This window comes from Citrifermentans bremense, from assembly GCF_014218275.1.
In the GTDB taxonomy this organism is placed as follows: domain Bacteria; phylum Desulfobacterota; class Desulfuromonadia; order Geobacterales; family Geobacteraceae; genus Geomonas; species Geomonas pelophila.
The window spans coordinates 2,323,854-2,340,634 of record NZ_AP023213.1 but is presented as its reverse complement, the minus strand read 5'-3'; the positions used below and the strand labels follow the sequence as shown (position 1 = coordinate 2,340,634).

11 protein-coding genes are annotated in these 16,781 nt (G+C 61.1%); all 11 read left to right on the top strand.

What is annotated here, in order from left to right; all coding sequences use genetic code 11:
* Positions 1-208: 208 nt before the first annotated feature.
* The gene (gene acnA, locus GEOBRER4_RS10280) at positions 209-3,013 is read left to right on the top strand and encodes an aconitate hydratase AcnA (RefSeq protein WP_185242219.1); all 2,805 of its coding nucleotides are present in this window, start codon (positions 209-211) and stop codon (positions 3,011-3,013) included.
* Between the two features lie 431 nt (positions 3,014-3,444).
* The gene (locus GEOBRER4_RS10275) at positions 3,445-3,735 is read left to right on the top strand and encodes a metal-sensitive transcriptional regulator (protein WP_185242218.1); all 291 of its coding nucleotides are present in this window, start codon (positions 3,445-3,447) and stop codon (positions 3,733-3,735) included.
* 17 nt (positions 3,736-3,752) lie between these two features.
* Complete coding sequence (locus GEOBRER4_RS10270) at positions 3,753-6,245, top strand: heavy metal translocating P-type ATPase (RefSeq protein WP_185242217.1); 2,493 nt, start codon at positions 3,753-3,755, stop codon at positions 6,243-6,245.
* Positions 6,246-6,249: 4 nt separating this feature from the next.
* Entirely contained in the window at positions 6,250-6,471 is a 222-nt protein-coding gene (locus GEOBRER4_RS10265) for a heavy metal-binding domain-containing protein (protein ID WP_085812713.1), read from the top strand.
* A 384-nt stretch (positions 6,472-6,855) separates the two neighbouring features.
* The gene (locus GEOBRER4_RS10260; RefSeq protein WP_185242216.1) at positions 6,856-8,016 is read left to right on the top strand and encodes an ABC transporter permease; all 1,161 of its coding nucleotides are present in this window, start codon (positions 6,856-6,858) and stop codon (positions 8,014-8,016) included.
* A gap of 11 nt (positions 8,017-8,027) precedes the next feature.
* Complete coding sequence (locus GEOBRER4_RS10255) at positions 8,028-8,696, top strand: ABC transporter ATP-binding protein (protein WP_185242215.1); 669 nt, start codon at positions 8,028-8,030, stop codon at positions 8,694-8,696.
* Positions 8,697-9,002: 306 nt separating this feature from the next.
* Positions 9,003-10,274: a TolC family protein gene (locus GEOBRER4_RS10250; RefSeq protein ID WP_185242214.1), complete on the top strand. Its 1,272-nt coding sequence runs from the start codon at positions 9,003-9,005 to the stop codon at positions 10,272-10,274.
* A 28-nt stretch (positions 10,275-10,302) separates the two neighbouring features.
* On the top strand, positions 10,303-11,667 hold the full coding sequence (locus tag GEOBRER4_RS10245; protein ID WP_185242213.1) for an efflux RND transporter periplasmic adaptor subunit: 1,365 nt from the start codon (positions 10,303-10,305) through the stop codon (positions 11,665-11,667).
* A 95-nt stretch (positions 11,668-11,762) separates the two neighbouring features.
* Entirely contained in the window at positions 11,763-14,900 is a 3,138-nt protein-coding gene (locus GEOBRER4_RS10240; RefSeq protein ID WP_185242212.1) for an efflux RND transporter permease subunit, read from the top strand.
* 147 nt (positions 14,901-15,047) lie between these two features.
* Positions 15,048-15,515, top strand: a complete 468-nt coding sequence (locus GEOBRER4_RS10235; protein ID WP_185242211.1) for a hypothetical protein — start codon at positions 15,048-15,050, stop codon at positions 15,513-15,515.
* A 362-nt stretch (positions 15,516-15,877) separates the two neighbouring features.
* Positions 15,878-16,747 carry a GerMN domain-containing protein gene (locus GEOBRER4_RS10230; protein ID WP_185242210.1) on the top strand — a complete coding sequence of 290 codons (870 nt, stop codon included), beginning with the start codon at positions 15,878-15,880 and terminating at the stop codon, positions 16,745-16,747.
* Positions 16,748-16,781: the final 34 nt, after the last annotated feature.

Sequence of the window (16,781 nt, the reverse complement as noted above, 5' to 3'; positions counted from 1 at the left end):
ACTTTAAATAGGGGCATCGAGTATTTTAACGTCGGTATATTTTTCCCAAAACGCTGCACGTGAACAAACGTCCCCCCCTTTGCGAAGGGGGGGACAGGGGGGACAGGGGGGATTTGCCTTTCTTAAAGGGGGGCAGGGGGGGATTTGCCCCTTACGCACCAGCGGGAACACAATCGTCGATTGAAAATGGACCAACCGGGAGAAGATCATGAGCGGCAAGACATCGAACAGCTACAACACTCTGAGCACGCTCACCGCAGGCGGCAAGAGCTACCGCTACCATTCGTTGCAGGCGTTCCAGGAAAATTCGGGGCTGGACATCTCGCGGCTTCCGTATTCCCTGAAGATACTGCTGGAGAACCTCCTGAGGAGGGAGGACGGGGTGGTGGTGAAGAGGGAGGACATCGAGGCCGTGGCCCGCTGGGACGCGGCGGCGGAACCGGACAAGGAACTCCAGTTCATGCCCGCCCGGATACTGCTCCAGGACTTCACCGGGGTGCCGGCGGTGGCCGACCTTGCCGCGATGCGGTCGGCTTTGGCGCGCCTTGGAGGTAGCCCCGCTAAGATCAACCCGATGCAGCCCGCCGACCTGATCATCGATCACTCGGTCCAGGTGGACTTCTACGGCACCACCGGCGCCCTCTGGGGAAACTCCTCCGTCGAGTTCGAGCGCAACCACGAGCGCTACCAGTTCCTGCGCTGGGGGCAGTCGGCCTTCCGGAACTTCAGCGTGGTCCCGCCCGCGACCGGCATCTGCCACCAGGTAAACCTCGAGTACCTCTCGCAGGTGGCCATGGTGGCGAAGCACGGTGAGGAGGAGTTTGTCTTCCCCGACACGCTGGTGGGGACCGATTCCCACACCACCATGATCAACGGTCTCGGCGTCGTCGGCTGGGGAGTGGGTGGTATCGAGGCGGAAGCAGCCATGTTGGGGCAGCCTTGCTCCATGCTCATCCCCCAGGTGGTCGGTTTCCGTTTGACCGGCGCGCTCGCCCCGGGCGCCACGGCGACGGACCTGGTGCTTACCGTGACCCAGATGCTGCGCAAGAAGGGTGTGGTCGGGAAGTTCGTCGAATTCTTCGGTCCAGGCGCCGCCTCCCTCAACATCGCGGACCGGGCCACCATCGGTAACATGGCGCCGGAGTACGGCGCCACCATCGGGGTCTTCCCCGTCGACGGGCAGACGACCGACTACCTGCGCCTGACCGGCAGGCAAGACATCGTTCCGCTGGTGGAGGCGTACTACCAGCAGCAGAGGCTCTGGCTCGATGTGAACCGGCCGGAGCCTTCGTACAGCGACATCCTGGAACTTGACCTGGCCCAGGTCGAGCCCTCTCTTGCCGGGCCGATGCGCCCGATGGACCGGGTCAATCTTAAGGAGGTGCGGGGATCCTTCCGCAAGCAGTTGATCACCCTGAGGTCCCACGACGCCGCGCGTGTCGACAAGGAAACCATGAGCCGGTGGCTCGGCGAGGGGGGCGCGCCGGTGACCGTCGCCCCTGAGCTGATGGAACACCCCGACAAGTCGCTTGGGGCCCTGGGGCACTGCGTCCCGGTGCGCCAGCCAGACGGGACCGCCTACAACCTCTGCCACGGCTCGGTGGTTATCGCCGCCATCACCAGTTGCACAAACACCTCCAACCCCTCGGTCATGATAGGGGCGGGTCTTCTGGCGCGCAACGCGGTACGACGCGGGTTGCAGGTGCGGCCGTGGGTGAAGACGAGCCTCGCCCCCGGCTCCAAGGTGGTCACCGACTACCTGGCCGCTGCTGGGCTCACGCCGTACCTGGAGGCCCTGCGCTTCCACCTGGTCGGCTATGGATGCACCACCTGCATCGGCAACAGCGGGCCTTTGGCCGAGCACATCTCCGGGGCCATCGTCAAGGGGGACCTCGCTGTAGCGGCAGTCCTCTCCGGCAACCGCAACTTCGAGGGGCGCATCAACAGCCACGTGAGAGCAAACTACCTCGCCTCGCCGCCGCTCGTCGTAGCCTATGCGCTGGCCGGCAACGTCAACATCGATCTCACCCGGGACCCCATAGGCAACGACCCCAACGGCGACCCGGTATACCTGAAAGATATCTGGCCCAACGAGCAGGAAGTCGCGCAACTGGTGCAAAGCTGCGTCCATGCCGAATCCTTCGCCCGCAACTACTCCGACGTCTTCCAGGGCGACGAACAGTGGATGGCCCTGCAGGTTCCCATCGGCGAACTGTACCATTGGCAGCAAGGGTCCACCTACATCAAGGAGCCTCCGTTCTTTGCCGACCTCTCCAGGGATCCGCAGCCGGTCCAGGACGTAAAAGAGGCGCGGGTGCTGGCCCTTTTGGGGGATTCCATCACCACAGACCATATCTCGCCGGCAGGTTCCATCGCAAAGGATGCTCCTGCCGGCCGCTACCTCATCTCGCTGGGCATCCCCCCGAAGGATTTCAACTCCTACGGGGCGCGCCGCGGCAACCACGAGGTGATGGTCCGGGGGACCTTCGCCAACATCCGCATCAGGAATCAACTGGTACCGGGTGTGGAAGGAGGGGTAACGAGGTGCTTTGTCTGCGACGACAAGGATGGCGGCCAGATGTCAATCTTCGACGCCGCAGAGAAATACCGTGCGGCAGGCGTCCCGCTGATCGTCATCGCCGGCAAGGAATACGGCACCGGCTCCTCACGCGACTGGGCAGCCAAGGGGACCAAGCTTCTCGGGGTGAGGGCGGTGATCGCCGAGAGCTTCGAGAGGATCCACCGCTCCAACCTCGTCGGGATGGGCGTTCTGCCCCTGCAGTTTCTCCCGGGCGAGAACCCGGCTACCCTCGGGTTGGACGGCACGGAAAGCTTCGACCTGGGAGGGCTGTCAGAACTTGCGCCGGGGCAAAAACTCCAGGTGAATTATCGGAATAGTGAAGGCGACACCGGCTCGTTCACGGTGCAGGCGCGGATCGATACCACGAACGAGCTCGATTACTACCGCCACGGCGGCATCCTCCCCTTCGTGCTCAGGCAATTCCTGAAGTAGTCCATTGTTAGTGCCGCGTCAGCCCGGTTTTGCGGCTGGCGCGGCACGTGTCCTTTTCCTTTTCTTGCCAACTTCCACCGTCCAGTTGCTCCCCCCTCCAGTTGCGACTTTTAACTAGCGACCATCACCGTTGAGTCAGCACCGCTCTACATCCCTCCCTCTCCACCTTTACGCCAGTTGCAAATACCTAGGGCATTGCGTCCCAACTTAGGAAGGTTAATCCAAATATTCAGGGGAACCTGGTTAAATTCATCCACGAAGCGCTGCACGAGAACAAACATTCCCCCCTTTGCGAAGGGGGGCAAGGGGGATTTGCCTTTTTATACTGGAGGGCCGTCGCTCACATTTTCCTTGACCAGGATACCCCGTGGGGGTATCTTCAGCTTAACGTGAATACCCCGGTGGGGTATCCAGAAGCATAAGGAGGCGCCATGACACAGTCGCCCAAGAACAAGATGACCACGCGCGTGAAGCGCATCGCCGGGCAGGTGGCCGGCATCGAGCGGATGCTGGAGGAGAAGCGCTACTGCGTCGACATACTGAACCAGATCTCGGCCGTGCGCTCGGCCCTGGACGCCCTCGGGGTTGAACTGCTGACCAGGCACCTGGAGAACTGCGTACTGGGACACGGGACCGACAGCCAGCATGAATTGGCCAAGCCGATGTCGCAGCAGCAACTCCTGGACGAGGTGAAGACAGCGCTGTCGCGCTTTTTGAAGTGACAAGGGAGGACCACGATATGTCGGGAAACAATCTTTTACGGGATCCGGTCTGCGGCATGGATGTGCCGGAAGACTCGCCCCACAACGCGACCCATGCCGGGACCAGCTACAAGTTCTGCTCCGCCGGGTGCAAGCAAAAGTTCGAGGCAAACCCGAAGAGCTTCCTTTTTAGTGCAACGCCGTCCGCCGCTGAAGGCTCTTCAGCCGCGCCCGCCGCGCCGGAGCGCGCCGAGCAGTGCGAGTTTCCCCTTTTGGGGATGAACTGCGCCGGATGCGCGGGCCGCATTGAGAAGACGCTTTCCAGCACCGCCGGCGTCGCCAGGGCCGCGGTCAACTTCGCCACCACCCGCGCCACGGTGAAATATGACCCGCAGGTGACGAACCCGCAGGCGCTCAAGCAGGTGGTGCGCGACATGGGGTACGACGTCCTCGAAGCGGGAAGCGGCGGGACCGAGACCGACGAGGCCGAGCTTTTGGAAGCGCAGTCCAAGGTGCACGAGGAGCAGTACCGGAAAAACCGCGGCAAGTTCGTTATCGCCCTGGCTCTCACCATACCGGTGGCAATTCTGGCCATGGCCGGGCACGTGGTCCCCGCGCTGGCCGACGCCCTCAATTTCCCAGGCCGGGCCTTTGTGGAACTCGCGCTTACCACGCCGGTCCTTTTCTGGGCCGGACGGGAGTTCTTCACCGGCGCCTGGAGCGCGGCGAAGCACCGCGTCGCGGACATGAACACCCTGGTGGCGCTCGGGACGCTCTCCGCCTATCTCTTCAGCCTCGTTGCCACAGTCGCGCCGCAATGGCTCTCGGCAAGGACCGCAGCTGCGGGGCACGGGCATGATGGAGCCGTCGGCGTCTACTATGAGGTCGCCGCTATCATCGTCACCCTCATCCTCATGGGACGACTTCTGGAGGCCCGCGCCAAAAGCAAGACCAGCGGCGCGATCCACGCCCTGATAGGTTTGCAGCCCAAGCTCGCGCGGGTGCTGCGCGACGGCAAGGAAGAGGACATCCCCATAGCCGAGGTGCAGTTGGGAGACACCATCCTGGTTCGGCCGGGCGAGAAGGTGCCCGTGGACGGCGAGCTGATCGAGGGAAGTTCCACGGTCGACGAGAGCATGCTGACCGGTGAACCGCTCCCGGTGCGTAAAAACGAGGGGGATACCGTCATCGGCGCGACCCTCAACAAGACCGGATCTTTCCGCATGCGCGCCACCAGGATCGGCAAGGACACGGTGCTGCAGCAGATCGTAAGGCTGGTGCAGCAGGCCCAGGGAACCAAGGCCCCAATCCAGCGGCTCGCGGACCTTATCGCGAGCTACTTCGTCCCGGTGGTCATCTCGCTTGCCATCGCCACCTTCGTGGTCTGGTTCGACATCTCGCCGCCCGAAACCCGGCTCAACATGGCGGTCCTGACCTTCGTCTCGGTGCTGATCATCGCCTGCCCCTGCGCGCTCGGGCTCGCCACGCCGACCGCCATCATGGTCGGCACAGGGCGCGGCGCCCAGGCGGGCATCCTCATCAAGGGAGGTGAGGCGCTGGAAACGGCGCACAAGCTCACCACCATAGTCCTCGACAAGACCGGCACCATAACCCGTGGCATCCCCTCGGTTACGGACATAGAGACGCAAGGCTATGAGCGCCAGGCGCTGATGCAGCTGGCGGCGGCTGCGGAGGCCGGAAGCGAGCACCCGCTGGGTGAGGCGATCGTGCGCTACGCGGACGAGAACGGCCTTTCGCGCCTTGCCGCCCGCGACTTCAACGCCATCCCCGGCCACGGCATCGAGGCAACCGTGGACGGCAAGAGGGTAGTGATCGGCACCGCGCTGCTTCTTGAAAAAGAGGGAATCGCCGCGGACCAGGCGGCCGCCCACCGCCTTGCGGACCAGGCGAAGACCCCGATTTTCGTGGCGATCGACGGCGCCTATGCCGGTGTCATCGCCATCGCCGACCCGATCAAGGAAAGCTCGGCCGCCGCGGTAAAAAGGCTGCACGACCTGGGGCTCGAAGTGATCATGCTCACCGGAGACAACCGGCGCACCGCCGACTCCATCGCGCGGCAGGTGGGTGTGGACCGGGTGGTAGCCGAAGTGCTCCCGGACGCCAAGGGTGAGGAGATCAAGAAACTGCAGGCGCAGGGGAAGGTGGTCGCGATGGTGGGCGACGGCATCAACGACGCGCCTGCTCTCGCCCAGGCGGACGTGGGAATCGCCATGGGGAGCGGAACCGACGTCGCCATCGAAGCGGCCGACATAACGCTCGTGCGCGGCGACCTGAACGGCGTCATCTCCAGCATCGCGCTTTCCAGGGCCACCATCGCCAACATAAAGCAGAACCTCTTCTTCGCCTTCGTCTACAACATCATGGGGATCCCCATCGCTGCGGGCATCCTTTACCCGATGACCGGCTGGCTCTTGAGCCCGATCATCGCCTCGCTCGCCATGGCGCTCTCCTCGGTCAGCGTCGTAACCAACGCCCTGCGCTTGCGCGGGTTCACCATAGAAAGGGGGTAGCCAGATGGACCTGACCCAGATCACAGTCACCATCGCCGGTGCGGCGCTTATAGCGCTCAACCTCTGGTTCTTTTTCGGCAAGAAGGAAGCCGGCCACGCGGTCGCCAAAGAAAAGGGTGGGATCTACGCCTGCCCGATGCATCCCTGGATCACCAGCAACGACCCTACCGCCGATTGCTCCATCTGCGGCATGAAGCTGGTTAAAAGCGACGAGGTCCGGAAGTAAGGTGGAAGAGGCGAGGCTGTGGAATATTCTGCTGCGGCTAGTGGAATATTCCCCCAGCCAGACCTGCGACCCGCCGGCGCCGGCTGCCGTTTCGCCTCAAAATCAGAGCCTTACCTCTGCGGACATCCTTGGCACGACAATTGATAAAGCTTCTGCCGTAGTCGTTGATCGAGAGGTGCTGCGGGGTTATGGGTTGGCCCCGTGGCATCTCCCACCTTCGCGTAAAGCTACGGTGGGCAGGCTCCACCTCCGCGCGGAAGCGCTACGGTGGGCAGACCCGCCTCTACGCCATTTACTTGCACCAACTTATCCCTCTCTCTCCCTCTCCCAGCGGGAGAGGGGCGGGGTGAGGGAAGCCTTTAACATCCGGTACACGGAGACACGATGAAACTGCACACGATTTCCATCAACAATCTGAAGCGCCGCAAGGCCAAGATGGCTTTCCTCACCATCGGCCTCATGGTCGGGATCGCCACCATCGTCACCCTGGTGACCCTGACCAGTTCCATGTCCACCGACATCGAAAGGAAGATGGACGAGTTCGGCGCGAACATCCTGGTCACCCCCCAGAGCAACGGCCTCTCCATGAACTACGGTGGCATAAGCCTGGGCGGGGTCACCTTCGACCAGCGCGAGATCAAGGAAGAAGACCTGGCCCAGATCCGCAACATCAAGAACAACAAGAACATCTCGGCCATCTCCCCCAAGGTTTTGGGCGGGATCAAGGTCGGCAGTCACGACGTCCTTCTGGTCGGCGTAGACTTCGCCAGCGAACTGAAGATGAAGCAGTGGTGGCAGATCTTCGGCGACGCGCCCAAAGGGGACCACGAGCTCCTTCTAGGAAGCGACGCATCCAACGTCCTCAACGCCAGCTCGGGCGACAGCATCCAGATCAAGGGGGAAACCTTCAAGGTCGCTGGCGTGCTGAACCAGACCGGTTCCCAGGACGACTCACTGGTCTTCGTCTCGCTCCCCAAGGCCCAGAAACTCCTCGGCAAGGAAGGTAAGATCACCATGGCCGAGGTGGCCGCCCTCTGCTCGGGGTGCCCCATCGGCGACATGGTGACCCAGATCGCCGAGAAACTCCCGGACACCAAGGTCTCTGCCATCCAGCAGGTGGTCGAAGGGCGGCTGAAGGCGCTGGACCACTTCAAGCGCTTCTCCTACGCCATGGCCGCGGTCGTCGTCTTCATCGGTTCGCTCATCGTCTTCGTCACCATGATGGGGAGCGTCAACGAGCGCACCACCGAGATCGGCGTTTTCCGCGCCATCGGTTTCCGCAAAAGCCACATCATGCGCATCATCCTCCTGGAGGCCGCGCTGGTGAGCCTTCTGGCCGGCCTGTTGGGCTACGCCGCCGGGATGGGCGGGGCGAAGCTCGCGCTCCCCTTCATGGCGGAAACCAAAAACGCCCACCTGGTCTGGGACAGTACCGTCGCCTTCGGCTCGGTCGCACTGGCCATCCTGCTCGGCATTGTGGCGAGCCTTTACCCCGCGCTCCACGCCAGCAAGATGGACCCGACCGAGGCCCTCAGGGCTCTTTAAAAGAGGAAGATATGGCACTCATTGAAATCAAGGATGTGAAGAAGCAGTACCAGACCGGCTCGGATATGGTCGAGGCCCTGCGCGGCGTCAACATCAGCATCGAGGCGGGGGAGTTCATCACCATCATGGGGCAGTCCGGCTCCGGCAAGAGCACGCTCCTTTCGGTTCTCGGGGGGATGAACCATCCCACCAGCGGCGACGTGGAGATGGCGGGGGTGAAGCTCTACCAGCTTCCCAGCGAGAAGCTGGCCGATTTCAGGGCGCAGAACCTGGGTTTCGTCTTCCAGTCCTTCCACCTGATCCAGTACCTGACCGCGCTGGAGAACGTGATGCTTCCCCTGGCCATAGTCAAGATGAGCACTGCCGCCAAGAAAGATGCCGCCAGGAAGGCCCTGGAACGTGTGGGGCTCGGAGGAAAGACCGACCGGCTCCCGAACCAGCTCTCCGGCGGCGAGCAGGAGCGCGTGGCCATCGCCCGCGCCATAGTGAACAACCCGCACATCCTGCTGGCGGACGAGCCCACGGGCAACCTGGACTCCAAAACAAGCGAGGAAGTCATGGCGCTCTTTAGGCAACTGAATGAGGCGGGGCAGACCGTCGTCATGGTAACTCATAATCCGGAAAACGGCGCATACTCCGACAGGACCATAAGCTTGAGAGACGGCCTGATCAGCGCATAATGCTGGGATCCGTCTGGACCTATCCGGACAGATACACAAAATTTGCTCCACCAGGAAGATCTGGAGAGTTCTGGCTATGACAAGTGCCAAAGTTCTTCAGATTTTTCTTTTGGAGACGATGAGAAATCTTGACCAATGTACTGCAAGCTGAATTTCAAGATGTATAATATTCAACTGTTGCTGCTGAATATCCTTCTCGAAGAGAGTTTGACCAAAAGCAAAAACACCTAAAAGCAGGAACTTATCTGTCCGGCACAGTTCCTGCTCTTCTCTGACGTACCTACTGTTATTAGATCTGGAGTCACCATGAAACATCGGCTTTTATCGTTTTACTTGTTGCTGGCTCTCATTCTCCCGGTCGCAACGACTTATGCCGAGCCTGCTCCCCCCGCAGAAAACCTATCCTCTCTCATCGAAAACGCGCTTGCCAACAACCCGGAGCTGAAGTCCTCCGCCGCGCGCTGGCAGATGTACCGGAGCCGCGCGGCCCAGGCGGGCGCGCTGGAAGACCCGATGCTCATGTTCAAGATCCAGAACGGCATCGTCACCGACCCTCTTAGTTTCACTGCGGACAGCATGACCCAAAAGGTGATCGGCATCAGCCAGCAACTCCCCTTCGCGGGCAAGAGGAAGCTTAAAGAGGAGATCGCGTCCAAAGAGGCCGAGACCTACCGCTGGAGCATCGAGGAGCGCAAGCTCGAACTGACCCGGATGGTGAAGGAGGCCTACTACCAGATCTACTTCACCGACAAATCCTTGGGCATTCTCGAGAAAAACATCAAGATCATAGACGATTTCATCACGCTGGCGCAGACCAAGTACTCGGTAGGACAGGGGGCGCAGCAGGACATTTACAAGGCGCTTTTGGAGCGCTCGCGCATGCTGGACATGCAGATCACTCTGGAACAGCAGAGAAGAAGCCTGGAGGCAAACCTTAACTCCCTGTTGAACCGGTCGCAGTCAACGCCTGTAGGTCGCATAGCAGACTTCAAGCTGACCCCGCTCGACCAGACCCCCGAACAGCTTTGGGAAGTAGCCGAAGCGAACCGGCCGCAGCTCAAGGCGCTCAGGGCCCAGATCGAAAAGGGAAGGGCGGGGCACGAACTGGCCCGCAAGGAATCCTACCCCGACTTCAACGTCTCCTTCGAATACATGCAGCGGCAAAAGGCCATGGGAAGCGACGGCTCCGACATGTACTCCCTGGGGGTCACCTTCAACCTCCCGATCCAGAAGGAGCGGCGCCAGGCGATGGTGGCTGAGTCCTCCTCAGAGGTGACCATGGCCGGGGAGGAACTGGCCGGAGTGAAGAACACCATTACTTCGGGCATAGCTGACCTCCTGGCGCAGCTGGAGCGGCGCAAGAAGCTGGTCGACCTCTACAGCTCCGGAATCATACCGCAGGCGTCCGAGTCATTGGAATCAGCCGTCATTGGCTACCGGGTCAACAAGGTCGACTTCCTGACCTTGCTCGACAACCGGGTCACCCTGTTCAACTACGAGCGTGAGTACTACGACTCGATGGCCGACTACCAGATGAAGCTGGCGCAGCTTGAGGCGCTGATCGGCAAGGAACTCTAAAAAAAATCCCCTACCACGAGGTATCGATATGAAACGAAGTGTCAAGGTTGCAATCCCGATTGTCGTCATCCTGGTGGCCGCCGTTGTCGGCGGCGGCTATTACCTGGCACAGAAGAAAACTCCGGCCCAGGCTAAAGACAAGGCGGCACAGGGTCCGGTGCTTTACACCTGCGCGATGCACCCCTTCATCATCAAGGACAAGCCAGGCACCTGCCCCATCTGCGGCATGCAGCTTATCAAGAAGGTAGAGGGAGCCCAGGCGAGCGCCCAGGAGCAGAAGATGCTGGGGCACGTCTCGCTCTCTCCGACCCAGGCAGTCATGGCCAACGTGGCGACCGTCCCCGCCGAGTTTGCACCTCTTTCTAAGGAGATCAACGCGGTCGGCATCGTGCAGTACGACCAGTCCAAGCAGGCGAAGGTGACGGCATGGGTTGCGGGGCGGATCGACAGGCTCCTGGTTAACACCGTAGGCGCCTACGTTTCCAAGGGGCGTCCAGTCGCAGAGGTCTATTCCCCCGACCTGGTCGCCGCTCAGCAGGAGTACCTCCTCGCACTGAAGAGCCGCGATCAGTTCCAGAAATCCTCGATACAGGCGATCTCGCAGGGTGGCGAGGGGCTCGTCTCCTCCGCGCGCCAGAGGCTTAAGCTCCTGGGAGTGAAGGACAACCAGATCGCAGGGCTGGAAAGGGCCGGGCATCCCAACATAAAGCTCCCCATCTACACCCCTCTCTCAGGTGTGGTGATCGAAAAGATAGTCCAGGAAGGGCAGTACGTGAACATGGGGGACCCGCTTTTCAGTGTCGCCGATCTCTCCAGCGTCTGGGTCGAGGTCGAGGTGTACGAGAACGAGTTCGCTTTCGTGAAGATGGGGCAGAGGGTCGAGATCGTTTCCCAGTCGTATCCCGGCAAGGCCTTCTCCGGGCGGGTCAGCTTCATCTACCCCTTCCTCGATCCCAAGACCCGTACCGTGAAGGTGAGGGTGGATCTCCCCAACCCCGGCTTGAAGCTCAAGCCCGACATGTTCGTCAACGCCCAGATCAAGGCGCCGCTTGGCAACGCGCTGGTGGTACCGGTGACCGCGCTGATGGACACGGGCAAGCGGCAGGTGGTCTGGGTGGAATCGCAGCCGGGGATGTTCGAGCCGCGCGACGTGCAGGTGGGAGCGCGCTCCGGGGACAAGGTGCAGATCCTATCCGGTCTGAAGCAGGGGGACAAGGTGGCTGCTTCCGGCGGCTACCTGATCGACTCCGAGTCGCAGCTCTCAGCGGGGAGCGGCGGTGGCGGCCACGAGGGGCACGCAGGAGGGGCCACCGCCCCTGCCGCCCCGGGAGCCGGAGCACCTGCCGCACCCAAGAAGGGTGGCGCCATTAACATGGATGATATGAAGATGTAGGCGGGGCTATTACGTCCCCCCCTTTGCGAAGGGGGGACAGGGGGGATTTTCCCTCCAGTCTGAAATTACAAATGCATTGGCCACTGAGGTTTTAAATGATTGAGAAAATCATCGAATACTCCGCCCGGAACCGCGTCATCATCCTGATGATGTTCGCCCTGATCATCGCCTGGGGCGTCTGGTCCGTCTACAAGACCCCGGTTGACGCGATCCCCGACCTTTCGGACAACCAGGTTATCGTCTTCACCGACTACCCTGGCCGTTCGCCCCAGGTGGTCGAGGACCAGGTGACCTATCCCCTGGCCGTGAACCTGCAGGGCTTACCGCAGGTCCGCGCCGTGCGCGCCTCCTCCGCCTTCGGCTTCTCCATGATCTACGTGATCTTCGAGGACAAGGCCGACATCTACTGGGCCAGGACCCGCGTTCTGGAGCGGCTCAACTACGCGGCGTCGCTGCTTCCCCCGGGGGTGGTGCCGACGCTTGGCCCCGACGGCACGGGGGTGGGGCACGTCTTCTGGTACACGCTGGAAGGAAAGGGGTACGATCTGGAGCAGTTGCGCACGTTGCAGGACTGGTTCGTCCGCTACCAGCTGAACACGGTCCCCGGCGTCGCCGAAGTCGCCTCCATCGGCGGTTTCGTGCGCGAGTACCAGGTCGACCTCGACCCGAACCGCCTTTTCGCCTACAACATCAAGGTTTCCCAGGTGGCCGACGCCATCAAGAAGTCCAATAACGACGTCGGCGGCAGACTACTGGAGCAGGCCGACGCCGAGTTTCTTATCCGCGGCCGCGGCTACGTTAAGTCGACGGCGGATCTAGAGAACATCGTGGTCGGCGCCGATATGCGCGGTACCCCGATCTACGTGAAGAACCTCGGCACCGTCCAGCTTGGAGGCGCCATCCGCCGCGGCATGCTCGACATGAACGGCGAGGGGGAGGCGGTCGGCGGCATCGTGGTCATGCGCTACGGCGAGAACGCGAAGGACGTCATCGACCGGGTGAAGGAGAAGATCGTATCGCTGGAGAAAGGGCTTCCCCCCGGCGTGAAGATCATGGTCTCCTACGACCGCAGCGACCTGATCGAGCGCGCCATCGACACGCTGAAGCACTCGCTCATCGAGGAATCCATCGTGGTGTCTCTGGTGATCCTCGTCTTCCTGCTCCACTTCCAGAGCGCGCTGGTCATCGTGCTGACCCTTCCCATCGCGGTGCTGGTCTCGTTCATCACCATGAAACTCATGGGGGTCTCCTCCAACATCATGTCCCTTGGTGGCATCGCCATCGCCATCGGCGTCCTGGTCGATGCAGGCGTCATCATGGTCGAGAACTGCTACCGCCACCTCTCCGAGATGCCGGAGGAGGAACGCAAGGAAAAGCGCCTGGAGGTGATCATCGCCTCGGCCAAGCAGGTGGGGCGCGCCATCTTTTTCTCGCTTGCGATCATCATCCTCTCCTTCGTGCCGGTGTTCCTGCTGGAAGGGCAGGAAGGAAAGATGTTCCACCCGCTCGCCTTCACCAAGACCTTCTCCATGATGGGCTCGGCCTTCATCGCCATCACGCTGGTGCCGGTGCTCATGTACTTCCTGATGCGCGGGAAGATGCCGCCGGAGAGCTCGAACCCGGTCTCAACCTTCTTCATCAAGATGTATTCGCCGGTGATCAGGTGGGTGCTCAAGTGGAAAAAGACCACCATCGCGCTGAACGTCGTGGCGCTCGCCGTAGCCATCCCCATGTTCATGAGTATCGGCAGCGAGTTCATGCCCCCGCTGGACGAGGGATCGCTCCTCTACATGCCGGTGACGCTCCCCAACATCTCCATCAACGAGGCGAAAAGGCTGATCCAGGTGCAGGACACGGTGATCAAGAGCGTTCCCGAGGTGGAGCACGTGCTTGGGAAGGTGGGGCGCGCCGAGACCTCCACCGACCCGGCTCCGGTCTCCATGTTCGAGAGCATCATCATCCTGAAGCCCAAGGATAAGTGGCGTGCAGGGGTGACCAAGGCGGACATCGTCTCGGAGCTTGACTCGAAACTGCAGCAGATAGGGGTCAGAAACGGCTGGACCCAGCCAATCATCAACAGGATCAACATGCTCTCCACGGGCGTTCGTACCGACTTGGGCGTCAAGATCTTCGGGGCGGACCTGAACGTACTGAAAGACCTGGCGGTGCAGGCCGAGGGGATACTGAAGACTGTCCCGGGTGCCGCCGACGTCGTGGCGGAGCGCGTCACCGGCGGCAATTACATCGACATCGACATCGACCGCGAGGCCGCCGCACGTTACGGGGTGAACGTCGGCGACGTCCAAGAGGTGATCTCTACGGCCCTCGGAGGAGAGATGCTCTCCACCTCCGTCGAGGGGCGCAACCGCTTCCCGATCCGGCTCCGCTACATGCGGGAGATGCGCAGCGACATTCCGTCCATCCAGCGCATCCTGGTCTCCGGCATGGAGGGGTCACAGGTGCCGTTGTCGCTGGTGACGAAGCTAAAGGTCTCCACCGGTGCGCCGGAGATCAACAGCGAGGGAGGGTTGCTCCGCTCCATCGTCTTCCTGAACGTCAGAGGACGCGACATGGGAGGCTTCGTGAACGAGGCGAAGACCGTGCTGGAGAAGCAGCTGAAGCTACCCCCGGGGTACTACGTCGCCTGGTCGGGGCAGTGGGAGAACCAGGTGCGGGCCAAGGCGCGCCTCCAGATGCTGGTGCCGGCGGGGATCCTGATCATTTTCATCCTGCTCTTTTTCACCTTCCATTCGGCGCTGGAAGCGAGCATGGTCATGCTCTCCGTTCCTTTCGCGCTCGTGGGGGGCGTCTACCTGGTCAAGCTTTTGGGCTACAATATGTCCGTCGCGGTCTGGGTCGGGTTCATCGCCCTCTACGGGATCGCGGTGGAGACGGGGGTGGTCATGGTCATCTACCTGCACGAGGCGCTGGACAAGAGGCTTTTAAAGGGGCCGGTCACCGAGCAGGATATCTATGACGCCACCTTCGAGGGGGCGGTGCTGAGGCTCAGGCCGAAGCTTATGACCGTCGCTGTCGCGCTTTTGGGCCTGGTTCCGATCATGTGGTCCACCGGCACCGGCGCCGACGTGATGAAACCCATTGCCGCGCCCATGATAGGGGGTATGATCTCCTCGGCGGTCCACGTGCTCATCATGACCCCGGTCATCTTCGTTCTGATGAAGAAACGCGACCTGAAGAAAGGGAAGCTGAAGTACTCCGGGATGAAGCACTGAAAGTAGGATATCCCACGCGCCGCCGTAGGATATCCTACAGCGATCGCTATTCGGTGCGGCTTTATTGCAGGGAAAATAGATACTTATTGCTTGGCACAGCACATGCTACATAAGCATGAGATTTCCAAAACCAAAGGAGAATCAAACATGAAAAAAATTATCGTCCTTATCGCAGCAGCATTCGCCCTCTCCGCACCGATGGCAGCAGTGGCAGCCATGGATCATGGTTCCATGAAGATGGAGCACGGCCACGACATGGGTGATGTCGCGCACGAGGAGGTTGTCAACGGTGTAAAGGCCACCTTCAAGGTCATGAGCATGAAAGAGCATATGAAAGCGATGAACATGGAGATGCCCAAGGGGATGAAGGAAACCCATCACATCGCCGCCGAGTTCAAGGACGCGAAGACTGGCAAGGCGCTGACCGAGGGCGCAGTGACGCTGAAGCTCCAGGGCCCTGACAAAGCCGAGCAGACCAAGGACCTGATGGGGATGCAGGGGCATTTCGGCGCCGATTTCGACCTCTCCAAGAAAGGGAAGTACGGCGTCATGTGCAAGTTCAAGCTGAAAGACGGCCAGGTGCGCAGCTCCAAGTTTTGGTACACAGTGAAGTAGGCCGCACTCTTAACTGAGGCATCGCATGAAAGGGGACCCGCCGCTTTAATCTGACAACCCCAGATAAAGCAGCAGGTCCCCTTTTCTATTTGTGAGAACTACCCGCCAACCGCTGCAAGGCAATGATGTTCACCCCCCTGCGAAGGGTTATTGGGGAGTATCGGGGAGCAAGCGTTATCTTCCCATAAAGACCATGCGTGGCTGTACGTTCCCCCCTTTGCGACGGGCCTGCGCGCCGTAGCGCTTCGGTCCGTGAAGTCGGGAGGGGGGACAGGGGGGATTTGCTTTTTACCCCCTTGCATATTCGTTCCAATATATGTAAATCTACTGGCATTGCCTCAGATGCCGAATCGAGGGAAACCATGAAGCGTTTTCTGCGTAGCTGCATACTCTTCCTTGTCGTAGCGGCGCTTGCCGCCTGCAACGCTTCCGAACGGCAGTCGACCCAAGCTGAAAAGCCCGGCTTGGTAAAGGCTACCAAGGCCTTCGTGAAAGAGTTCGGACCGGCTCCAACGGTGGAGAAGGGCACCGCCTACGCTTTCGTCATCTACTTCCCCTCGGCGAAGGAACCGGGCAAAGTGCTTCCCTTCCCGTTCTTCAGCTTCGACGAAGCGAGTCTCAAGAAGGTGGCGCTGACAAAGCTCATCGGCGGGCTTGGAGACTTGAAGAGCTACCAGGGCGAGATCGCGCAGCCTTTCCCCCCCGGAACACGTCTGCTGGAACTACAGCAGGCGGAACGAACGGCCACAGCCGTCTTCAGCAAGGAGCTGGCGGCCGCCTGGTCTGATCAGGGAGTGGTCAACGCGGTGGTTTTAACCCTGAAGCAGTTTGAAGGGGTGGACAGGGTGGTCATAAGGGTCGAAGGGGCGCCGGGGGGTGTGGACAAAGAGGCGCAAAAGGCGGACCACTCCGCCGTGCTGCCGCTTGGTCCGCCCCGTTTGCTGAGCGTGACGGGGATGAAGGAAAAGGGAGCCGCCACGGTGGAAGAGGTCGATGCCTTCTTCGACCGTCCGGTTCAGATAAAGGAGCTCCGGCTCTCGGCTGCCGACGGCTCCCCCTTCGAAGGGGAGATCTACCACTCGGTCTTCGACATGGCCGGCGTGCTCAAGCCGAAGAGCCCTGCAAAGTTCAGCGCGGGGCTGCCGGTCAAGGTGCGCTGGAACGTGACCGACAAGGTGGGGCGAAACTCCTCCGGAGAGACGCAGATGGTGCTGGAAGTGCGGGAGCACTGATGGAAGGCTTTTTCACCGATCCAGCTTTGGCGGG